Source organism: Sphingomonas sp. CV7422, assembly GCF_027945725.1.
Classification (GTDB): Bacteria; Pseudomonadota; Alphaproteobacteria; order Sphingomonadales; family Sphingomonadaceae; genus Sphingomonas; species Sphingomonas kyungheensis.
Genome location: NZ_CP115900.1, coordinates 2,696,365 through 2,717,653 on the forward strand (window position 1 = coordinate 2,696,365; position 21,289 = coordinate 2,717,653).

Annotated in this window: 21 protein-coding genes and 1 pseudogene; 7 read left to right on the top strand and 15 right to left on the bottom strand. The window is 69.0% G+C overall.

Going from position 1 to position 21,289, the window contains the following annotated elements; genetic code table 11:
* Positions 1-25 precede the first annotated feature (25 nt).
* From PBN85_RS19015 to PBN85_RS12800, 5 genes and pseudogenes are all read right to left on the bottom strand, one after another.
* A pseudogene (locus tag PBN85_RS19015) lies at positions 26-460 on the bottom strand (DUF2155 domain-containing protein); the annotation flags it as partial.
* On the bottom strand, positions 460-855 hold the full coding sequence (locus PBN85_RS12785; protein WP_271299237.1) for an NADH:ubiquinone oxidoreductase subunit NDUFA12: 396 nt from the start codon (positions 853-855) through the stop codon (positions 460-462). The gene PBN85_RS12785 and the pseudogene PBN85_RS19015, both read right to left, overlap by 1 nt.
* Before the next feature lie 69 nt (positions 856-924).
* Positions 925-1,422, bottom strand: coding sequence for a DUF192 domain-containing protein (locus PBN85_RS12790; protein WP_037532836.1), 498 nt, complete (start codon positions 1,420-1,422; stop codon positions 925-927).
* A complete protein-coding gene (locus PBN85_RS12795) occupies positions 1,419-2,024 on the bottom strand; it encodes a cold-shock protein (protein ID WP_271299238.1) in 606 nt (201 codons plus the stop codon). The genes PBN85_RS12790 and PBN85_RS12795 overlap by 4 nt, the downstream gene beginning before the upstream one ends.
* Positions 2,025-2,088: 64 nt before the next feature.
* A complete protein-coding gene (locus PBN85_RS12800; RefSeq protein WP_443026746.1) occupies positions 2,089-2,613 on the bottom strand; it encodes a regulatory protein RecX in 525 nt (174 codons plus the stop codon).
* Positions 2,614-2,718: 105 nt separating this feature from the next.
* Here PBN85_RS12800 and PBN85_RS12805 point away from each other — a divergent pair, with 105 nt between their 5' ends.
* Together PBN85_RS12805 and PBN85_RS12810 are read left to right on the top strand one after the other, a co-directional pair.
* A complete protein-coding gene (locus tag PBN85_RS12805; RefSeq protein ID WP_037533261.1) occupies positions 2,719-4,494 on the top strand; it encodes a fatty acyl-AMP ligase in 1,776 nt (591 codons plus the stop codon).
* A 371-nt stretch (positions 4,495-4,865) separates the two neighbouring features.
* On the top strand, positions 4,866-7,208 hold the full coding sequence (locus PBN85_RS12810) for a putative bifunctional diguanylate cyclase/phosphodiesterase (RefSeq protein ID WP_443026783.1): 2,343 nt from the start codon (positions 4,866-4,868) through the stop codon (positions 7,206-7,208).
* Between the two features lie 4 nt (positions 7,209-7,212).
* On the opposite strand, the gene PBN85_RS12815 is transcribed toward PBN85_RS12810, so the two are convergent.
* Genes PBN85_RS12815 through PBN85_RS12840 form a run of 6 tightly spaced genes read right to left on the bottom strand, consistent with a single transcriptional unit; the run spans position 7,213 to position 12,399 of the window.
* Positions 7,213-7,557: a DUF3140 domain-containing protein gene (locus PBN85_RS12815; RefSeq protein WP_037532830.1), complete on the bottom strand. Its 345-nt coding sequence runs from the start codon at positions 7,555-7,557 to the stop codon at positions 7,213-7,215.
* A gap of 59 nt (positions 7,558-7,616) precedes the next feature.
* Entirely contained in the window at positions 7,617-8,996 is a 1,380-nt protein-coding gene (locus tag PBN85_RS12820; protein WP_271299240.1) for a hypothetical protein, read from the bottom strand.
* Positions 8,997-9,003: 7 nt separating this feature from the next.
* Complete coding sequence (gene lpdA, locus PBN85_RS12825) at positions 9,004-10,398, bottom strand: dihydrolipoyl dehydrogenase (protein ID WP_037532826.1); 1,395 nt, start codon at positions 10,396-10,398, stop codon at positions 9,004-9,006.
* 27 nt (positions 10,399-10,425) lie between these two features.
* The gene (locus PBN85_RS12830; protein ID WP_051583333.1) at positions 10,426-10,773 is read right to left on the bottom strand and encodes an acyl-CoA thioesterase; all 348 of its coding nucleotides are present in this window, start codon (positions 10,771-10,773) and stop codon (positions 10,426-10,428) included.
* A 41-nt stretch (positions 10,774-10,814) separates the two neighbouring features.
* Positions 10,815-11,015 carry a hypothetical protein gene (locus PBN85_RS12835; protein WP_037532819.1) on the bottom strand — a complete coding sequence of 67 codons (201 nt, stop codon included), beginning with the start codon at positions 11,013-11,015 and terminating at the stop codon, positions 10,815-10,817.
* A gap of 7 nt (positions 11,016-11,022) precedes the next feature.
* Positions 11,023-12,399 carry a pyruvate dehydrogenase complex dihydrolipoamide acetyltransferase gene (locus PBN85_RS12840; RefSeq protein ID WP_271299241.1) on the bottom strand — a complete coding sequence of 459 codons (1,377 nt, stop codon included), beginning with the start codon at positions 12,397-12,399 and terminating at the stop codon, positions 11,023-11,025.
* A gap of 111 nt (positions 12,400-12,510) precedes the next feature.
* Here PBN85_RS12840 and PBN85_RS12845 point away from each other — a divergent pair, with 111 nt between their 5' ends.
* Together PBN85_RS12845 and PBN85_RS12850 are read left to right on the top strand one after the other, a co-directional pair.
* Positions 12,511-12,966, top strand: coding sequence for a universal stress protein (locus PBN85_RS12845; RefSeq protein WP_037533255.1), 456 nt, complete (start codon positions 12,511-12,513; stop codon positions 12,964-12,966).
* A 49-nt stretch (positions 12,967-13,015) separates the two neighbouring features.
* On the top strand, positions 13,016-14,302 hold the full coding sequence (locus PBN85_RS12850; RefSeq protein ID WP_037532814.1) for a M20/M25/M40 family metallo-hydrolase: 1,287 nt from the start codon (positions 13,016-13,018) through the stop codon (positions 14,300-14,302).
* Between the two features lie 584 nt (positions 14,303-14,886).
* Here the strand turns inward: PBN85_RS12850 and PBN85_RS12855 are convergent.
* The 4 genes from PBN85_RS12855 to PBN85_RS12870 form a co-directional block, all read right to left on the bottom strand.
* On the bottom strand, positions 14,887-15,768 hold the full coding sequence (locus PBN85_RS12855) for a D-alanyl-D-alanine carboxypeptidase family protein (protein ID WP_271299242.1): 882 nt from the start codon (positions 15,766-15,768) through the stop codon (positions 14,887-14,889).
* 10 nt (positions 15,769-15,778) lie between these two features.
* A complete protein-coding gene (locus tag PBN85_RS12860) occupies positions 15,779-16,150 on the bottom strand; it encodes a hypothetical protein (RefSeq protein ID WP_235199675.1) in 372 nt (123 codons plus the stop codon).
* Between the two features lie 10 nt (positions 16,151-16,160).
* Positions 16,161-17,597 carry a L,D-transpeptidase family protein gene (locus PBN85_RS12865; protein WP_443026784.1) on the bottom strand — a complete coding sequence of 479 codons (1,437 nt, stop codon included), beginning with the start codon at positions 17,595-17,597 and terminating at the stop codon, positions 16,161-16,163.
* Between the two features lie 482 nt (positions 17,598-18,079).
* Positions 18,080-19,573, bottom strand: a complete 1,494-nt coding sequence (locus tag PBN85_RS12870) for a replicative DNA helicase (RefSeq protein ID WP_037532809.1) — start codon at positions 19,571-19,573, stop codon at positions 18,080-18,082.
* Between the two features lie 79 nt (positions 19,574-19,652).
* On the opposite strand from PBN85_RS12870, the gene PBN85_RS12875 reads away from it, so the two are divergent.
* Genes PBN85_RS12875 through PBN85_RS12885 form a run of 3 tightly spaced genes read left to right on the top strand, consistent with a single transcriptional unit; the run spans position 19,653 to position 21,288 of the window.
* Complete coding sequence (locus PBN85_RS12875; protein ID WP_037533243.1) at positions 19,653-20,135, top strand: UPF0262 family protein; 483 nt, start codon at positions 19,653-19,655, stop codon at positions 20,133-20,135.
* Positions 20,135-20,812 carry a GH25 family lysozyme gene (locus PBN85_RS12880; RefSeq protein ID WP_037532807.1) on the top strand — a complete coding sequence of 226 codons (678 nt, stop codon included), beginning with the start codon at positions 20,135-20,137 and terminating at the stop codon, positions 20,810-20,812. The genes PBN85_RS12875 and PBN85_RS12880 overlap by 1 nt, the downstream gene beginning before the upstream one ends.
* Entirely contained in the window at positions 20,809-21,288 is a 480-nt protein-coding gene (locus PBN85_RS12885) for a cytidine deaminase (RefSeq protein ID WP_271299243.1), read from the top strand. The genes PBN85_RS12880 and PBN85_RS12885 overlap by 4 nt, the downstream gene beginning before the upstream one ends.
* Position 21,289 lies beyond the last annotated feature (1 nt).

A 21,289-nucleotide genomic window follows, 5' to 3' on the forward strand; every position in this document is an offset into this window, starting at 1 on the left:
GGACGACGTTGAGCGACGGCCGCTCCTTGTACAGCCAGCCGGAGAATGCACGACGCCAATGCCGGTCGCTGCCGCGCACATCGAGCTGGACGAAGGCGCCGGTGAGCTGATCCTGTTCCCAGGAGGCAGTCTGTTCGCAGGCGCGCAGCCGGACGATCGCATCGCCGACGCGGGTCGCCTGCCCCGGCTTGAGCGTCACCTCGCGGCTGACGCCGTTCCGCTTGTTGAGCAGGCCGATCACCGCGATCCGTTCCGCCATCGGCGTGCCGCCGGTCGGCAAGGTGACGTCGCTGGTCGCGACGGTCTCGATCGCCTCGCCGCGGTTGCCGTCAGACGGTGCGAAATCCTGCACCGCGACGGGGCGATCGGAATCCTCTGACGGCCGCAGCGCGCGATAGCCGAACACCGCCGCCAGCCCCAGCACCACCAGCAGCACGCCGGCGGCGAGCCAGCGTCGCATCACCCTTCGGGCGTCCACGCTTCATAATCGCCGGTCGCTGCGGCGCGCTTGCCGCCCTTCTCCAGCGCACCCGACGGGCGATAGGCCAGCGGCGTGCCCGTCATATTGGGCATCGCCGGCTTCTGCCACGAACGCGCCGGGGGCATCGCGCGATCGGGGATGTCGTCGATCTGGTGATGCAGCCAACTGAACCATTCCGGCGGCACGCGGCTGGCGTCATTGGCGCCGTCGTAGATCACCCAGCGGCGCACGCGGCCGCTGCCGTCCTTGCCGCCCTGATAATAGACGTTGCCGAGCGAGTCGGTGCCGACCTGCGTCATGCCGCGCAGACCGTAGAGCATCGTGCCCCAGGACGCGCCATTCCACCAGGTGAAGGGATTGAGGTTGATGCCCATGATGCGCCTGCGCTTACCCGTTGCCGCCCTGCCCTTCAACCGCGGATCGCATCGCGGCGGCGGGCGGCGTCATTTGGCCCAGGCGACCCGATCGCCCTCGGCGATGCCGAGATCTGCGGTGCGGCCGCCGACGAGTTCGAGCACCGCGGCGATCGGCTCGCGCGACGACACCGGCGCTTCCGAGAAGGGCACGGTATTTTCGGCGATCGTCGCGATCGTGCCGTCGGCGCGGATGAACAGGATGTCGAGCGGCGTCGGCGTGTTCTTCATCCAGAAATTGGCGACCCTCGGCGCGCCGCCTTCGGGCGGATAGGGCCAGAACAGCATGCCGCCGTCGGGCTTGAGATCGGTGCGGTACATCAATCCGCGCGCCTGCTCGGCGCTGGTCGTCGCCCGCTCGACGTCGAAGACGTGCGCGCCCTGTGCACCGGTGATCGTGACGGCCAGCGTCCGCTTCGCCGCAATCGCTGCCGGCGGGCCGGAGAAGACGCCCTGCTGAACCGCGACGCCGGCCGCGCCGACGCCGAGCACCGCCACCAGCACCAGCGCCGCCTTGCCGCCGATCATGAGGCGGCGTCGACCTCGACCGCGAGCGGCCCCTTGCGCCCGGCGACGATCCGCGCGCGCAGCCGCTGGTCGGGCTCGATCGCGAGGATGCCGGCGCGACGCAGCGTCTCCATATGCACGAAGACGTCGCTGCCGTCGCTACAGCGGACGAGGAAGCCATAGCCCTTGAGCCGGTTGAACCATTTGACCTCGACCGCCTCGAACGGGCCGGCGTCGTCGATCAGCGGCACCGGATCGACGCGATCGGCGGGACGCGGCGCACGGGGCCGCTCCTCGACGGCGTTCGACGTATCGACGGTGAGCACCTCGCGCGCCTGATAGCCGCGCCCGCGCTGCACGGCGAGCGTGGTGACGCGCGTGCCTTCGGGCAGGCTGCGCCGGCCATGCGACTGAAGCACCGAGAAATGGATCAGCACGTCGCCGAACGCGCGATCGTCCGCCACCGCGAAACCGAAACCGCGCGTCACGTCGAACCATTTGATGACGCCCGACACGACCGTCGCCGCCTCGCCCGGATCGGTGGCGGCGGACAGAACCGCACGATCGCCGGGCATCACCCCGTCGTCGCGCTCGTCGCCCTCCCATTGCGGCTCGCTACGCATCACTGCACCCCTGTTGGCGCTACGCTAGCACGGTTCATCGCTGCTGCAATTGCGAAAGGAGGGTTTACCCGGATTCTCGCAACTCGGCTTCGTCCCGACATGCGACAATCTTGCGCGCGATTTCCATCGCATGGCCGGCGCGCAGCAAGGCCGCGAGCTGCTTGTCGCACGCCCCCCGGTCGGCAGGCGGTGGCCCGAACGGGCCGATCCGCTTCCGCCGCGCAAAGGCCAAAGCGGTCGCCATCGCCGCCTCCCCGTCCGCCGGCGCGAGGCCGGCGCTCTCCGCCTCGCCGATCCCCGCCTGGCGCAGCGCCATCGTCACCCGCCGCGCGCCGAGGCCGCGCCGGGTGAGTGCCGCCGCCTTGCTCTCGGCATAGAGATGATCGTTGACATAGCCGAGGTCGGCCATCCGCTGTGCCAGCGCGGCCGGATCGGCGGCCTCGCCCTGCCAGCCGCGCTCGCGGATCTTGCGCTGGAGATAATTGGCTAGCCGCCCGCGCGTCGTCGCGAACCGCTCGACATAGCGCAACGCCATTCGCTCCAGCGCGGCGGTGTCGAGCGGCGGAAGCGGACGACGTTCGTGCCTCATGGCCATGTTGTTGCCACACTGGCACCGGATTTAGAACGATGATCGTGCGTTAAAGCGCATAGTGACGATGGTTTCGCCGGTTTGGCGACTGAACAGGAATACGTGATGACCGAGCAGTCCGCGCCTTCGCCGACGCCCCAGCCGACGGCCACGCCGACGCTGGACGCCCTGCCGCGCCGGTATGCCGACTTCGATACGCTGGGCGAGGCGCTCGATTACGCCGCGCGTGGCGTGCGCGGCCTCAACTTCCACGATGCGCGCGGCATGTTGACCCGCCCCTATCCCTTCGCCGAGCTGCGCCACGACGCGATCGCCATGGCCTATCGGCTGATCGCCGCGGGCGTACGGCCGGAGGACCGCATCGCGCTGGTCGCCGAAACCGGTCCGGAATTCGCCGCCTTGTTCTTCGGCACGATCTACGCCGGCGCCTGGCCGGTGCCGCTGCCGCTGCCGACCTCGTTCGGCGGGCGCGATTCCTACATCGAGCAGCTCCGCGTCCAGCTCGCGAGCTGCGAGCCCAAGATGCTGATCTTCCCGCCCGAACTCGCCGCGATGGCGGCCGAGGCGGCGCAGCTCGCGGGCACGCAGGGGATCGACTGGTCCGACTTCGCGCGCGCCGACGCGCCGGCCGTGACGCTGCCGCAGGCGGAGGGCAGCGCGATCGCCTATCTGCAATATTCGAGCGGCTCGACGCGCTTCCCGCACGGCGTCGCGATCACGCATCATCAATTGCTCAACAATCTCGCCGCGCACAGCCACGGCATGGAGATCGCAGCGGAGGGCACCGATCGCTGCATCAGCTGGCTGCCCTGGTATCACGACATGGGGCTGGTCGGCTGCTTCCTGTCGCCGATCGCCAACCAGGTGTCGACCGACTATCTCAAGACCGAGGATTTCGCCCGGCGTCCGCTGGCGTGGCTCGACCTGATCAGCCGGCACGACGGCACCGCCCTCTCCTATTCGCCGACCTTCGGCTACGACATCTGCGCGCGTCGCATGTCGAGCCAGACCAAGGCATCCGACCGGTTCGACCTGTCGCGCTGGCGCGTTGCGGGGAACGGCGCCGACATGATCCGTCCCGACGTGATGCAGGCGTTCGTCGACGCCTTCGCCGACGCCGGCTTCAAGGCGAGCGCCTTCCTGCCGAGCTACGGCCTCGCCGAGGCGACGCTGGCGGTCTCGCTGATGCCGCCGGGCGAGGGCATCCGCGTCGAGCTGGTCGAGGAGACGCAATTGTCCGGCGGCGGCGAATCGCTCGCCGCCAACGATGGCCCGCGCCCGCAGCGGTTCCGCGCCATCGTCAATTGCGGCAAGCCGGTGCGCGACATGACCGTCGAGATCCGCGAGGAGGACGGCACTCCGCTGCCCGATGGGGCGATCGGCAAATTGTGGTGCAAGGGCCCGAGCGTGATGGTCGGCTATTTCCGCGATCCCGAGGCGACCGCGGCGTGCATGAGCGACGGCTGGCTCGATACCGGCGACATGGCCTATATGTCGGACGGCTACATCTACATCGTCGGTCGCGCCAAGGACATGATCATCGTCAACGGCAAGAACCATTGGCCGCAGGACATCGAATGGGCGGTCGAGCAATTGCCCGGCTTCAAGGCGGGTGACATCGCCGCCTTCGCGATCACCACACCGGGCGGCGAGGAGACGCCGGCGGTACTCGTCCAGTGTCGCAGCAGCGACGAGGCCGAGCGCCAGCGGCTGCGCGAGGAAATCCGCGAACGGGTCCGCTCGGTGACGGGGATGAACTGCGTCATCGAACTCATCCCGCCGCGCACGCTGCCGCGCACCAGCTCTGGCAAGCTCAGCCGCGCCAAGGCGCGCAACCTGTATCTGAGCGGCGACATCAAGCCGTACGCAATCGCCGCCTGAGCGCGGCCGCGCTCAGGCGCGGGCAGAGGCCGTCCGTCCGTGTGCCGCGCCGGAGTCGCGCCCTGCCGACCCTCTGCTGGCCGGCGAATCTATGGAGCGCGGCCGAGCAGCCCGCTTAGGGCCGGGGCGGAGCCGGTGCGGATCGTCGGGCTCCAGCCCGCGCGGCGACCGATCACGCATCCGGGCTTCGATGCCGACGCATTCCCCAAGGCGCGTTGCCTATGGGGCTTCGACCGGACGCAGCGCGATCCCTCCCCGCTGCAATGCCCGCGTTACAACCAGAATTCTCCGAAACGGATAGGTCAGAAGCCGATACGGTTCTAACACTCCGTCAACCCTCGCGCGCCTATCACCACGGCGTGACCCGAGAGATGATACCCGCCGCGGATCCGAGCGTGATCCATTTCGCCCATTTGCTGGGGCTGCGTGACGGCGACGATGCCGCGCATTGGGCGCGGATCCGCTCGGCGCAGCTCGATGCGGGGCGGCAATTGGCGCTGCTGATGCTGGGCGCGAATCTGCTCGGCGCGGCGGCGACGGTGTCGCTGTTCGCGCGCCAGGTGCCGGGCTTGTGGCTCGGCGGCTGGGCGCTGCTCGTCGGCACGGTGGCGGTCGCGGTGGCGATCCGGCGGCTCGGCACGCGTCATCGCGACGGCGGCTATGCGTCGCAATCCGATCTGCGCGCCACCGCCGGCGAAGGCGTCGCGCTTGCCATTGCCTGGGCGATGCCGTGCCTGGTGTTCACCCAGCCGGGGTCGAACAGCGCCTATGTGCTGTGGATGATCCTGTCGGTGCTGATGACCGCGGGCGCGGTGGCGATGGCGCCGTTGGCGCTGGCGACGATCGCCTTCCTCGGCGGACTCGGCCTGTCGGTGACGATCAAGCTGGTCATGAACGGCAGCTTCGCCGCGGCCGGCGCGACGACCGTGTTCGCGGTGATGCTGATTGCGATCTGCCTCAATCGCGCGCGCTCGCTGGTGGTGATTCGGGTCGGCCAGATGGCGCTCGCCGAACGCGACGAGACGGTGAGCCTGCTGCTGCGGGAATTCGAGGAGACCAATGCCGACTGGCTGTGGGAGACCGATGCCGCCCGCCGCGTCGTCCGCGCCTCGCCACGGTTCGCCTATGCCTGCGGGCTCGATCCCGTGACGATCGAGGGCATGCCCTTCCTCCAGGTGCTCGCCGGGCCGAGCTGGGAGACGGGCGATTTCGCGCCGGGGCTGCGCCATCTCGCCGACAAGCTGAAGACGCGCGAGAGCTTCCGCGACCTGCGGCTGTCGCTCAACGTCGAAGGGCAGGAACGCTGGTGGGAGCTCGCCGCCAGCCCGCGCTTCGACGAGAATGGATCCTTCTGCGGCTTCCGCGGCGTCGGCTCCGACGTCACCGAACAGCGCGCCTCCGACGACAAGATCAACCGCATGGCGCGGTTCGACACGCTGACCGGGCTTCCCAACCGGCTGATGGTCAACGAAACGCTCGCCCGCGCGATGAGCGAGGCGGACAAATGGGGCGGCCGCTGCGCCTTCATGATGATCGATCTCGACCGGTTCAAGGCGGTCAACGACACGCTCGGCCACCCGGTCGGCGACCGGTTGCTCAGCCGCGTCGCCGAACGGCTCGGCCAGTTGATGAACGACAACACCAATTGCGGCCGGCTCGGCGGCGACGAATTCGCGGTGGTGATGCGCGACGCGACCGACACGCGCGCGGTCGAGAGCCTCGCCCAGCGGATCATCGAGACGCTGTCGCGTCCCTATGAGGTCGACGCGCATACCCTCTATATCGGCGCCTCGGTCGGCCTCGCGATCGGGCCGCGCGACGGCCGCACCGCCGAGATGCTGATCCGCTCCGCCGACCTCGCGCTCTATCGTGCGAAGGACGCCGGCCGCGGCGTCTACCACGCCTATGAGCCCGAGCTGCACGTCCAGGCGGAGGAGCGGCGCGTGCTCGAAATGGCGCTGCGTCAGGCGCTCGACAAGGGCGAGATGCACCTCCACTATCAACCGGTGGTCGATGCCGCGACCGGCAGCCTGACCGGTTTCGAGGCGCTGCTGCGCTGGCACAGTCCGCAATTCGGCGACGTCTCGCCCGCCAAGTTCATTCCGCTCGCCGAGGAGGCGCGGCTGATCCAGCCGATCGGCGAATGGGTGCTGCGCACCGCCTGCGCCGAAGCGGCACGCTGGCCGGCGCCGACACGGGTCGCGGTCAACGTCTCCGCCGACCAGTTGCAGAACCCCGGCTTCGTCGCCGTCGTCACCTCGGCGCTTGCCGAATCGGGATTGTCGGTCGAGCGGCTCGAGCTCGAGGTGACCGAGAGCGTGTTCATGCACGAGGGGCTCGGCGCGACCAAGACGCTCGAACGTATCCTTGATCTCGGCGTGCGCCTCAGCCTCGACGATTTCGGCACCGGCTATTCGAGCCTCGGCTATCTGTCGCGGACACGCTTTTCCTCGATCAAGATCGACCGCAGCTTCGTCCAGGGCGCGTCAAAGGGCGTCAAGGAGGCGATCGCGATCATCCGCGCCGTCGTCGCGCTGGCGCAAAGCCTCGGCATGGCGACCACCGCGGAAGGCGTGGAAACCGAGGCCGAACACCATATGGTCCAGGACCTCGGCTGTACGAAGGTACAGGGCTATTATTTCGGCCGTCCGCTGCCGGTCGAGGAAGCCCGCGCCGTGGCGAGCCGCCGCTGGGACGAGACGGTGGCCGCCTAGGGGGTCACTTCAGCGGGTCGTGGCCCCAGTTCATCAGCGAATAGCGCCAGTCGCTATGCTCGACGTCCTTGGCCGGCCCGCCCTGGGCGAGGTGGCGGTGCACGTAGCTCACCACCTTCTTCATATGCTTGTAGTCGTCGTCGCTGCGATCGGCCTTCTTGGTGCGCTTGATCTCGACGATGCGCCGGCCCGAGGCGTGACCGACGCTCTCGCCCTTGCCGTCCCCGTCCTCGCCCTTCCAGCCGACGCGTTTGCTGTCGTCGGTGTCGAGGAACTTCTCCAGCTCGGCGGGCGCCATGTTGACCGCCTCGTTGAACGTCTTCTCGATCTCGGCGTGATCGTCGGCCATGTCTCGCTCTCCTTCGCCCGGCCCAACGTCGCGAGGCCCGCGACGGTTGCGCGTCCGCGTCAGCCGAGCATCCCGGTATAGGTCTGCGGCGAGAGCGGCAGGAGCAGCCGCGCGACGCCGCCGATCACGATCACCGCGACGAGCAGCAGCACAAGGGCCCGCGGCCAGCGCCTCGGCCCGAGCAGCACCCAGCCGATCAGCGTCGCCGCCAGCGTCCACAGATGGTAGCGCAGGTCGGAGGCGATGCTGATCACCGCGAAGCTCGCCTCGATCGCCAGCGCCGAGGTGAACAGCGCGCGCACCAGCGCATCGTCCCGGCGTCGCCAGGCGCAGCGCAGCCCGGCGAGCGCCGCGACCACCCAGACGATCGGCCAGCCGAGCGGCGTCTCCAGCAGCAGCGCGGCGAAGCGCTGCCATCCCGCCGCCGCTTTGCCCGGATTGGCGAAGCCGAGCTGGTTGGGTTCGCTGGCGACGGGCGGGGCGGCGCCCGGCCAGCGATAGGGTACCCACAGCCGCTCCGTCGAATTGAGATGCGCAAGGCGATGACCGGCATAAGCGATCGGATGGCGCAGGATCATAGTCGCGAGCCGCACGTACAGCGTCGCCGGCGGCGTCGCGTGCAGCGGCGCCACCAGAGCCTCGCAACGGCGCGGCTCGCCGAGCGGGTCCCAGAAATAGGGGCGGACACACCCCTTGGCGCGCATCGCGGCGAGCGTCGCCGGCGGCAGACCGACCGCCGCGTCACCGCTCGCGACGCCGATCCCGGACAGATCGTAGAGCGCCTGCGTCCGCTCGACGCCGCTGCGCTCGGCACGGAGCAGCTGGTGGTTGATAGGCGCGGCGAGCGCGATCGCCAGCACGACGCCGAACAGCGCGAGCGCCACCCGGCGTAGCCCGGTCGGCCGCGGCAGCAGCATCACGGCCAGCGGCACCACCGCGAAGGGCGCATTGGCGCGGACGAGCATCGCATACCCGCACAGCAGCGCCACCGCCCCGGTTGCCCAGCCCGGCATCGCCCGACCGTGCAGCCGCCACCAGCCGGTCACGCCGACCGCGGCGATCAGCGCCGCGGCCATTTGCAGGTCCTTGAGCACCGCGCTCTGCCAGCCGAGCAACGGCGGCCACAGGCCGATGCCGAGCATCGCCAGCGCCGCCGCCCGCCGCCCATGGGCGGCGAGAGCCGCCGCCAGCAGGCCGAGCCCGAGCCAATAGCCGCCGAGCTGCACGATCAGCATCGGCGCCGGTCCGCGCGCACCGAACAGCGACCAGAGCCGCGCCATCACCGGCGGATGCCAGTCGTCGTACCGCCCGCCCGTCGCCTGCGCATATTGCGCGAGGCTGTCATAGGAGAGATAGCCCGGCCAGAAGAGCGCGAGCGACAGCAGACACAGAAGCGCCGCCGCGCCACCGAAGCGACGGGCGGCGCGGCTGTCGATCATGCCGATCCTAGAAGTGGAGCGCGCGACCATAAGCGCCGAGCACGCTTTCATGCATCATCTCGCTGAGCGTCGGGTGCGCGAACACCGTTTCCATCAGCTCATGCTCGGTGGTTTCGAGCTGACGTGCGATGACATAGCCCTGGATCAGCTCGGTGACTTCCGCGCCGATCATGTGCGCGCCGAGCAACTCGCCGGTCTTGGCGTCGAACACCGTCTTGACGAAGCCCTCCGCCTCGCCGAGCGCGATCGCCTTGCCGTTACCGATGAACGGGAATTTGCCGACCTTCACCGCATGCCCCGCCTCCTTGGCCTTGGCCTCGGTCAGGCCGACGCTGGCGACCTGCGGACGGCTGTAGGTGCAGCCGGGGATATTCCACGTCTCGAACGGATGCGGGTCCTGGCCGGCGATCTTCTCGACGCAGACGATGCCCTCGTGGCTCGCCTTGTGCGCGAGCCACGGTGCGCCGGTGACGTCGCCGATCGCATAGATCCCCTCGACGTTGGTGCGGCCGAAGCCGTCGACCTTGATATGGCCGCGCTCGGTCTCGACGCCCAGCGCCTCCAGCCCGATATTCTCGGTATTGGGGACGATGCCGATCGCGACGATCGCATGGCTGAATTCGGTGCTGGTGACCTTGCCGTCGGCGCCCTTGATCGCCGCGGTGACGCCGTTGGCGCCGCCTTCGAGCTTTTCGAGGCCCGATTTGGTGAGGATCTTGATCCCCTGCTTGGTCAGCGCCTTGGTCATGAACTCGCTGACCTCGGCATCCTCGACCGGCAGGATTCGGTCGAGCATTTCGACGATCGTGACGTCCGCGCCCATGTCGTTGTAGAAGCTCGCGAATTCGACACCGATCGCGCCCGATCCGATGACCAGCAGCTTGGTCGGCATCACCTCGGGCACCATCGCGTGGCGATAGGTCCAGATACGTTTGCCGTCGGCCTTGGCGAAGGGCAGGTCGCGGGCGCGCGCGCCGGTCGCGACCATGATGTGCTTGGCAGTCAGCTCGATCGTCTGGTCGCCCTGCTTGACGCTGAGCTTGCCCTTGCCGGTGAGCGCGCCGACGCCCTCGAACACCTGGACCTTGTTCTTCTTCATCAGGCCCTTGACGCCGGCGTTGAGCTGGCCGGCGACCTTGCGGCTGCGATCGACGATCTTGGCCAGGTCGAAGCCGACATTGTCCGCCTTGAGCCCGTAGGTCTCGGCGTGGGTCATGTAATGATAGACTTCCGACGTGCGCAGCAGCGCCTTGGTCGGGATACAGCCCCAGTTGAGGCAGATGCCGCCGAGCCGCTCGCGCTCGACGATGCCGACCTTGAGGCCGAGCTGGCTCGCCCGGATCGCCGCGACATAGCCGCCGGGACCCGAACCGAGGATGAGAAGGTCGAAGGTATCAGCCACGTATATCGTCCTTACCGGGGAGGGTCATCAGTTGGTCGCGGGCAGCGGCGCAACACGGCGCGGCGCCCGGTTTTCGTCGGTGGCGACGAAGACGAAGCGCGCCTGCGTCACCTTGGTGGTGTCTTCGAGATGGCGGGCGCGGCGCCATGCCTCGACCTCGATCGTCATCGACGTATTGCCGACCGCGACGAGCCGCGCATAGACCGACACCTCGTCGCCGACGAGCACCGGCGCATGGAACTTCATCGCATCGCAGGCGATCGTCACCGCGCGGCCACCGGCATGGCGCGATGCGACCGAGCCGGCGGCCAGATCCATCTGCCCCATCAGCCAGCCGCCGAAGATGTCGCCATAGGGATTGGCGTCGGACGGCATCGCGGTGACGCGGATCGTCGGCGACCCTTGCGGAAGTCCGGTCAATTCTGCCTCCTGTCGATCGCCCGGGCACGACGCAGCGGGCCGATGCTCATCAGCACGCTCGCCACCATCGCCCCCGCGCCGCACCACCAGATCGTCTTATAGCCGAGCGGATAGGCCCAGGCGGCGACCCAGGTCAGCGCCGCGGCGGCGACGAGGCCGCCGACGAGGTAGAGCAGCTCGACCGTCGTCCGCGCCACGGCCGCCTCAGGCGAGCATGCCGAGCGGCCGCTCGACCAGCTCCTTGAACACCTTCATCAGTTCGGCGCCGTCGGCACCGTCGATCGCGCGATGATCGAAGCTGCCGGTCGCCGACATTACCGTCGCCACCGCGAGCTGGCCGTCGACGACATAGGGACGCTGCTCGCCCGCGCCGATCGCCATGATCATGCCCTGCGGCGGATTGATCACCGCCTCGAACTGCTTGATGCCGAACATGCCCATGTTGCTGATCGACGCGGTGCCGCCCTGGAATTCCTCGGGCTTCAGCTTGTTGTCGCGCGCGCGGCCGGCAAGGTCCTTTACCTCGGCCGAGATGGTCGACAGGCTCTTGCTATCGGCGCCGACGACGATCGGCGTGATCAGACCCGACGGGGTCGACACCGCGACCGAGATATCGGCGCGCTTGAAGCTGATCAGCTGGTCGGGGGTGAACATGACGTTGCACTTGGGCACCGCGATCAGCGCCTGCGCCAGCGCCTTGACCAGCATGTCGTTGACCGACAGCTTGACGCCGCGGCTCTCCAGCGCGGTGTTGAGCTCGCCGCGCAGCTTGAGCAGCGCGTCGAGCCGGATGTCCACCGTCAGGTAGATGTGCGGCACGGTCTGCTTCGATTCGGTCAGGCGGCGCGCGATCGTCTTGCGCATGTTGCTGAGCTTGGTCGCCTCGTGCGGGATGTCCGGCACGGCGGCGGGCTTGGCCGGCGCGGCAGCCGCGGGCGCGGCCGACGTGGCGGCCGGAGCGGGCGCAGCGGCAGCGGCAGCGGCAGCGGCAGGCTTGTGACCCTCGACGTCCGCCTTGACGATGCGGCCGTTGGGGCCGGAGCCGGTGACGCCGCTCAATGCGATGCCCTTGTCGGCGGCGATGCGGCGGGCGAGCGGGCTCGCCTTGACGCGGCCGCCATTCCCCTGCGGCGCGGCTGCGGGGGCGGCAGCAGCCGGAGCGGCACCGACGTCGGCGGGCTTGCCGTGATCCTCGGCCTGGGTGATCGTGCGATCGACCGGCTTGGCCTCGCTGCCCGTCTTGTTCGGATCGGTGGGATCGGGGCGACCCTTGAATTCGGGATCGGTCGGTTCGGGCGTCTCCGCCTTGGTCGGTGCCTGCACCGATGCGGCATCCTCACCCTCTTCGGCGAGGATCGCGATCACCGCGCCGACCTTCACATTGTCGGTGCCCTCGGCGATCAGGATCTTGGCGATCGTGCCCTCGTCGACCGCCTCGAACTCCATCGTCGCCTTGTCGGTTTCGATTTCGGCCATGATGTCGCCGGACTTGACGCTATCGCCTTCCTTGACGAGCCACTTGGCGAGCGTGCCCTCTTCCATCGTCGGCGACAGCGCGGGCATCTTGATCTCGATCGACATGCAGGTCCTCTTGCCTGGGGAGCAGGCCGCTCCCTTCGCGCCCTGAGCGCGGGGGGTCAAGTCTTGCGCGTGGATCGCTCCCACGGCACGTAGCGGAAAAGGGGCAAAATGATGCGTATCTACCTGGTCGTGGTCGATGAGAGCCCGGAAGCGGAGATCGCGCTGCGCTTCGCCGCCCGGCGCGCGGTGAAGACGGGCGGCGGCGTCGAGATCCTGACGCTGCTGCCGCCGCAGGAATTCATCGCCTTCGGCGGCGTGCAGGCGACGATCGAGGAGGAAGCGATGCAGCATGCCGAGGGGCTGGTCGCCGCCGCGGCGGGGACGCTGATCGAGGAATCGGGGCTGCGCCCGGCGATCACCGTGCGGCAGGGCGACGGCCCCAAGATCATCCGCGAGATGATCGCCGCCAATGCCAATATCGCCGCGCTGGTGCTCGGCGCCGCGCCGGCGGGGGCACCGGGCAAGCTGGTCAGCCATTTCGCCGGCTCCGATGCCGGCGCGCTGCCGGTGCCGGTGATGATCATTCCCGGCTCGCTCAGCCGCGAGGCGATCGACCGGTTGAGCTGATCCTGCGCTAAGCGCTTGAGCGCGTGCCGTTGTCGCGTCACACTAGGCCATGATCCTTGCCGCTTTGCTCGCCGCCGCCGTTGCCGGCCCCGCCCCCGTCCCTGCGCCCAGCCCGACACGCCTGAAGGCGAGCGTCAGCGCGCTGGTCGGCTTCGGCACCCGCCACACTTTGTCGTCGGCGACCGATCCCAAGCGCGGCATCGGCGCGGCGCGCACCTGGGCCGCCCAGCAATTCGCGGCGATCGGCCGCGACTGCGGCGGCTGCATCACCGTCGAGCGAATCAACCGCCGCTTCGACGGCCCGCGCGCGCCGAACGGCGTGATCGTCGAGGACGTGCTCGGCATCCAGCGCGGGCGCGACCCCAATCGCGTCATCATCATCGGCGGCCATATCGACAGCCGCGTCACAGACGTGATGGACGCGACCAGCGACGCGCCCGGCGCCAATGACGATGCCTCCGGCGTCGCGCTGGTGCTGGAGACCGCGCGGCTCCTGTCCAAGCGGCAATTCGACGCGACGATCATCTATGTCGCCTTCTCCGCCGAGGAACAGGGATTGTGGGGCGCCGAGCTGCTCGCCGACACCGCGGCGACGCGCGGCTGGCAGGTGACCGCGATGCTCAACAACGACATCGTCGGCAACAGCATCGGCCAGGGCGGCGTGCGCGACGCCGGCCGCGTGCGCGTCTTCTCCGAGGGCATCCGCGCATCCGAGGACCTGCCGCAGGCGATGCGCCGGCGCGGCGAAGGCGGCGAGGACGACGGCCCGAGCCGCGCGCTCGCCAAGACGATCGATACGATCGCCGACGGCATTCCCGGCGGCTTCGACGTGGTGATCGATCGCCGTCCCGACCGGTTCGGCCGCGGCGGCGACCACGAACCCTTCCTCAAGCGCGGCTATCCGGCGGTGCGCTTCTCGGTCGGTGCGGAAAACTGGGATGCGCAGCATCAGGATCTGCGCACCGACAAGGGCGTCGTCTATGGCGACACGATCGACCGGATGGACTTCGCCTATCTCGCCAAGGTCACCGCAATCAACGCCGCCACCGTCGCGCGACTCGCCGCCGCGCCGGCCGCACCGGCCAATGTCACCCTGGTCGGCGATCTCTCGCGCGACACGAAGGTGAGCTGGACGCCGGTGCCGGGCGCGTCGGGCTATCGCATCCGCTGGCGCGCCAACGACACCGCCGCCTGGGCGCACGCCCGCGACGTCAGCGGCACCAGCGCGACGATGGTGCAGACGCCGGTCGACGACACCTTCTTCGCGGTCTCGGCCTTGGCGGCGGACGGCAGCGAGAGCCTGCCGACCTTCGGCGGCCGCGCTTCGCGGCGGTAGGAGGCGGGCGGGCGTCGATGCTGTGGCCCGTTGCTGTCGAGAAACGGGCGCGCGGCATCGATGCCGCGGCACTCCCCCGTCGGCGGCACCGTGTCCATGGATCCCGGCCTTCGCCGGGATGACGAATTTGGGGGGCGGCCCTTCCCACTTTCCTCGTCATCCCGGCGGAAGCCGGGATCCATGGTTAAGGGACGGACGTGGGGCGTACCGCCGTACGACACGGTATCGGCAGCCCGACAACCGACGAAGGACGGCAGCGGGAGCCCGCCGGCCTTCGACGAGCAAGCCCTCGCGTCGGTAGGAGTCGGGAACGGCAGTCGCCGTTGTGCCCCGGCCCTGTCGAGACGCGGCCCCGTGGCATCGATGCCGGCGCCCTCCCCCATCGGCGGCACCGTGTCCATGGATCCCGGCTTTCGCCGGGATGACGAATGGGGGGGCGGCCGGTCCCCACTCCCTCGTCATCCCGGCGGAAGCCGGGATCCATGGTTACGGGGCGTACGTGCAGCGCACCGCCGTTCGGCACGGCGTCATCGGCAGACCATGGACGGAAGGAGGACAGTGCCCCCCGCTCCTACCCCCCGCTCCTACTTCCCCCGCCCGAGCCATTCCTCGAGCGTCTCCGGCGGCTCCGCCCGTGCCGATGCGCGCGACGGTGTTGCGAATCCCTCGGTCAGCATCTTCGCCACGCGCCGGTCGCGCAGCGCGACCGAGCGTTCGCCGATCACCACCGCGATCAGCCGCCGGTTGCCGCGCTTGGCGGAGGCGGCAAGCGCGAAGCCGGCTTCGGCGGTATAGCCGGTCTTGATGCCGTCGGCGCCGGGATAGCTGCCGAGCAGATGGTTGTGATTCTGCACCCGTCGCCCCGCCCAGCTGAACGAGCGGGTCGCAAACGCCGCATAGCGCATCGGGTGGTCGCGCAGCAGCGCCATTGAGAGGCGTGCGATGTCCTGCGCGGTGGTGAGGTTGGCGCCGGGCAATCCGGTGGCGTTGGTGAACGACGTGTCCTGCAGGCCGAGCGCGAGCGCCTTCTGGGTCATCATCCGCGCGAAGCGATCCTCGGTCCCGCCGATCCGCTCGGCGAGCGCGACCGCGACGTCATTGGCGGAGATCACCGCCACCGCGCGGATCGCCTGTTCGACGGTCATCGTCGCGCCCGGCCGCATGCCCACCTTGGACGGCTGCATCGCCGCGGCATAGCGCGAGAAGCGCACCGGATCGCCGGGGTGGAGCGTGCCGGCATCGAGCGCGTCGAAGGTAAGGAACAGCGTCATCATCTTGGTCAGCGACGCCGGCCGCCGGACGATGCCGGCATTTTCGGCGAAGAGCACGCTGCCGTCGCGCGCATCGACCAGGATCGCCGAGACCGGCCGGGTCACCGCCGCCGCCGGCACCGCCGCCGCGATCCCGCCGCACAGCATCAGCGCGCCGCACCAGACATGAAGCGTGCGGCGCGTCACCATCGTCATGCCATACGCCTTACTGCGGCTCCTGATCGTTGGACGTCGCCGTATCGTCGCGCGCCGGCGGCGCGTCGCGGCTGACCCGCGCGGTCATGCCGGTCGCATCGGCATCGTCGAGCACCTGCGCGTCGGGCTTGATCGGCGCTTCGGGCGGCGGCGCGATCACCGCGGCGGCATTGGCGTCGGGCAAGGGCTCGGGCGCGACGGTCGGCGTCTCGATCGGCCCGACCTCGGTCGAGGCGTTGGTCATCGGCTGGTCGAGGCCGAGCGTATTGTCGTCCATCGGCCCTTCGGGATCGGGCTTGGAACAGGCGGCGAGCGCGAGCAGCCCGGCGGCCAGCGCCGTCCCCGTCATCGCCATCCTCATCGTCTTGGTGCGAACGCTCATCTTATCCTCGTTATCGTGATGCCAGTGCCTGCCGCGCCGAGCGCGCCTCGATCTTCGCCGCCAGCGTGCCGTCCCAGCCATAGGGATCGTCGCGGAAGTTCATCTGGCCGCTGCCGCTGGCGAAGGCGGTCCAGTAGAGCAGATAGACCGAGACCGGTTTGGTCAGCCGCGCCCGGACGGTATCGCCCTTCGCCACCGCGGCATCGATCGCCTCGGGCGTCCAGGTCGGATCGCCCTTGAGCAGCAATTGCGCAAGATCGGCGGGCTTCTCCAGCCGCACGCAGCCGTGGCTGGCGAGGCGGCTGAAGCTCGCGAACTTGGCGCGCGACGGCGTGTCGTGGAGATAGACCGAGAAGGCGTTGTCAAAGTCGAACTTGAAGCGGCCGAGCGCGCTCTGATCGCCCGCCACCTGTTGCAGGCGGGTGCCGTCGATGACGCGGAAGCCGTTGCGCTTGAAATAGCCGGGATCGCGCTTCTGCTTCGGCCACAATTCCTTGGTGGCGATCGAGGTCGGCACGTTCCACGGCGGATTGATGACGATGCTGTGGATCGTCGACGACAGCATCGGCGTCTCGTCACCGGGGCGGCCGGTCACCGCGCGCATCGACATCACCGGCGCGTCGCCGTCGAACACGGTGAGCACCGCGGCGGCGATGTTCACCTGGATACGGTCCTTGGGCAGGTCCTGCGGCAGCCAGCGCCAGCGCTCCATATTGGCCATGATCTGCCGCACCCGCGCCGCGGTCGGCACGTTGAGCGCGGCGAGCGTCTGGGTCGAGACGGTGCCGGTCGGGTTGAGGCCATAGCGGCGCTGCGCCCGGCGGACCGCCTCGACCAGCGGCGCGTCGAAGGTCGTGCCGGTGGTGGCGACGTCCTTGTCCTCGATCGCGAGCCGCTCGCGCAACGCGACGACGCGGGCGCCGGTCGCACCGAAACCGAGATCCGGTCCGGCCGCCAGCATCGGCCAGCCACCCGAGGCGGCGATGCCGCGATAGCGATCGAGCCCCTGCTTCAGCCCGTCATAGCCCGCATAAGGCGGCGGCAGCGCCGCGAACCAGGCGGCGATCCGGTCACGCTTGACGGCATCGGCAAAGCCGGGAAGCGGATCGTAGACCGGCGGGCGCAGCCCCCAGTCGCGCTGGAAATCCGATTCGTCGAGCCGGCCGGCATGGACCGCGCGGGCATGGTCGAGCGCCTCGCGGACCAGCGCGTCCCGCGCCTCGGCGGTGGCGGCGGGCGGCGGGGTCAGCGCCAGACCCTGCGCCATCGTGTCCTTGCCGAGCAGCGCGGCAAGCTGCGTCGCCTGCGCCTCGGTCAGCGTCGGCAGCGGCACCGCGGGTGCCATCGGCACCGTCGCGGGCGCCGTCTGCGCCGGCACCGGCACGGCGACCGGCGGCGCGAGCTGCGCTGCGGCCGGCGCCACCGACGCCAGCCAGGTCGCCATCATCACCGTTGCTGTCGTTCGTCTCATCATCATCCCCCGGGCGGACGCCCTGAGTGGCGTCCGTCGCACCGTGCACCTCGCTCTAGGCTGAACGGACGGTCGCTGGCCACCGACAAGCGTCGGATTATTTACCATATGGTTATCCAGCGCTTAACTGTCACCGAGCGGTGGGCGGCATGACGCGATGGCGATCCCGTCGCCGCTCGTCGCTCGACCACGCTGCCTGCCGTCGCAGATCATCGCGACCTCGCGGATCCCCTCCCCAATTCCACCGAGGCGGTGGCCGGGGTCCGCGCTGGCGAAGCCTTGCTGGTCTTCGCTACTGCTTCCCCACTGGACCCCGGCCTCCGCTGGGGTGGTCGGCATTTGTCGAGAGGTTCCGCAAAGCCAATACCGATCGGCGCCAAGAAGATCACCGGGCTCTGCTTTTCCGAAAGTGCCGGAACAGACCTGCCACGCCAGTCGATCGCCCCCGGGACCGCGCCTCAATACCCTGCGTAGTCGCTGAACTTGGTGATCGTCGGATCGAACTTCATCACCACCTTGCCGGTCGAACCGTGGCGCTGCTTGGCGACGATCAGCTCCGCGAGGCCGTAGACGCGTTCCATGTCGCTTGCCCATTTGGCGTGATCCTCGAACACCTTGGCGTCGTCGCCTTCCATCGGCCGCTTCGGCTCGCGTTGCGCGGTGTAATAATCCTCGCGGAACACGAACCAGACCATGTCGGCGTCCTGCTCGATCGATCCCGATTCGCGCAGATCGGACAGCATCGGCCGTTTGTCCTCGCGTTGCTCGACCGCACGGCTGAGCTGCGACAGCGCCAGCACCGGCACGTTCATGTCCTTCGCCAAAGTCTTCAGCCCGCGTGAGATCTCCGAAATCTCCTGGACGCGATTCTCCTTGCCGCCCTTGCCGCCGCTGGTCAGCAGCTGGAGGTAATCGACCACGACCAGTCCGATCTCGTTGTTGTGGCGGCGTTGCAGGCGGCGCACGCGGGTGTGGAGCGCGCTGATGCTGAGGCCGCCGGTATCGTCGATGAACAGCGGCAGCGTCTCGAGCTCCGCGGCGGCGGCAGCGAGCTGGCCGAACTCGGCCTTGCTGATCTTGCCCATACGCAGCGATTCGGAACTGATCCCCGATTGCTCGGCAAGGATACGTGTGGCGAGCTGGTCGGCGCTCATTTCGAGGCTGAAGAAGACGACCTTGGCGCCGACCGATTCGCTCGGCGGGATGCCGTCGGCCATGTCGCGCATCCAGCGCCGCGCCGCGTTGAAGGCGATGTTGGTGGCGAGCGAGGTCTTGCCCATGCCCGGTCGGCCGGCGAGGATCATCAGGTCGGAATGATGCATGCCGCCGATCTTGGCATTGACCGTGTCGAGCCCGGTGGTGACGCCCGACAGATGCCCGCCCGAATTGAGCGCGCGTTCGGCCATCTTGACCGCGGCGGTGGTCGCCTGCGCGAAGGTCTTGGTGGCATTCTCGGCACCGCCGTCGCCGGCGACCTTGTAGAGTTCCTCTTCGGCGAGCTCGATCTGCGCGCGCGGATTGACCTCTTCCGACGTGTCCATCGCGCGCTCGACCAACGTCCGGCCGACGTTGACCAGCGCACGCAGCATGGCGAGATCATAGATCTGCGTCGCGAACTGGCGCGCGCCGATCAGCCCGGCACCCGATCCGGTCAGGCTGGCGAGATAGGCGGGGCCGCCCAGCTCGCGCATCCCCTCGTCCGCTTCGAACATCGGCCGCAACGTCACCGGCGTCGCGAGCATGTCGTTGACGCGCAGGGTCTTGATCGCGGCGAAGATGCGACCGTGGACGGGTTCGTAGAAATGCGTCGGTTCGAGCCGGTCGATCAGATCGTCGGCAAGCCGGTTGTCGATCATCATCGCGCCGAGCATCGCCGCTTCGGCTTCGACGTTACGGGGCAATTGCAGCGGCTCGGCGGGAGCCGCCGGAATCGGAAATGCGAGTGTGGCCATGCGCCGATCATACCCATGGCCGCGCCCGGCGGACAAACTCGTAATTGTCGTGACCGGCATCGGCCACTATCGGACGACGATGGCCGACCCGCGGATCATCGCCGTCACGCTCGACGAACGCAGCATCGGCTGGCGTTCGGCCGATATCGAGCAGGAGCGGCGGATCGCGATCTTCGACCTGCTCGAGGGCAACCGATTCGCGCCGCAGCGCGTCCATGCCGACCAATATGCCGGCCCCTACCGGATCACGCTCGAGTCGGCGGAAGGGCGGCTCGGCATCCACATCCACCGCGAGGACGATAGCCATCTGGAAACATTGGTCCTCGCGCTTGGCCGCTTCCGCCGCGCGATCAAGGACTATTTCGCGATTTGCGATAGCTACTATCAGGCGATACGCGCCTCTACCCCGCAACAGATCGAGACCGTCGATATGGCCCGTCGCGCCATCCACAATGAAGCCGCCGAGATGCTGCGCGAGCGGCTCGCCGGCAAGATCGAGGTCGATTTCGACACCGCGCGCCGGCTGTTCACGCTGATCTGCGTGCTGCATCTGCGCGGCTGATGATCGCCTTCTTCCTCAAGGCCGGCGGCGTGCTCGCCGCCGCGGGCGCGATCGGCATCGCCGGGTGGAGCTTCGCGACCAGCTGGCATCCCGCCGCCAGCCAATATCCGTTGCAGGGGCTCGACCTGCCCGAGAATCCCGGCGCGATCGAATGGGGCACGGTGCGCGCCCGCGGGGCCGACTTCGCCTATCTCGTCGCCACGTCGGGCGCGGACCGGCGCGATCCCGGGTTCGAGTCGAACTGGGCCTCGATCCCGGACGCGGGGCTGCGGCGCGGCGCGGTGCACGTCTATTCTTTGTGCCAGCACGGCCGCGATCAGGCCAATGCCTTCAACGCCTTCGTGCCGCGCACCGCCGATGCGCTGCCGGTCGCGGTCGACATCAGCTTCCACGACGATTGCACCGCCCGGCCCGAACGCGCCGCGCTGATCGACGAGCTCGGCGAATTCGTCCGGATGGTCGAGACGCACACGCGCAAGCCGGTGCTGCTGCGGCTGAGCAAGCCGGTCGAATCGGCCTATCAGATCTCCGCGGCGATCGACCGGCCGGTCTGGGCGGTCGCCAATCTCTTCCCCCCTGCCTATGCCGCGCGGCCATGGCGGATGTGGCGCGCGAGCGACATCCGCCGGATCGACGGCATCGAAGGCCCCGTCAATTGGGATGTCGTCGCACCATGACTGAAGTTTCCGGCACCGATATCGTCGACCGCGACGACGCCGTCCGCCTGATCGCCGCCGCCCGTGCCGCCGCCCGCCACGCGCATGCGCCCTATTCGCGATTCGCGGTCGGCGCGGCGCTGCTGATGCGCGACGGCAGCCTGATCACCGGCGCCAATGTCGAGAATGCGAGCTACGGCCTGTCGCTCTGCGCCGAGACGGTGGCGGTCGCCACCGCCAGCGCCGCCGGACGGCTGCGCGAGGTGGTCGCGGTCGGCGTGATCGGCGGCGCGATGGACGCCGCGGGACAGGCGACCGGCACCACCCCCGTCTCCCCCTGCGGGCGCTGCCGGCAGGTGCTCAACGAGGCGGCGCAGCTCGGCGGCCGTGACCTCGCCGTCTATTGCGGGGCCGCGGAGGGCGATGCGATCGCGCGCTATCGCCTCTCCGAGCTGCTGCCGGACGCCTTCGGCCCCGCCGACCTCGGCATCCGCTAGG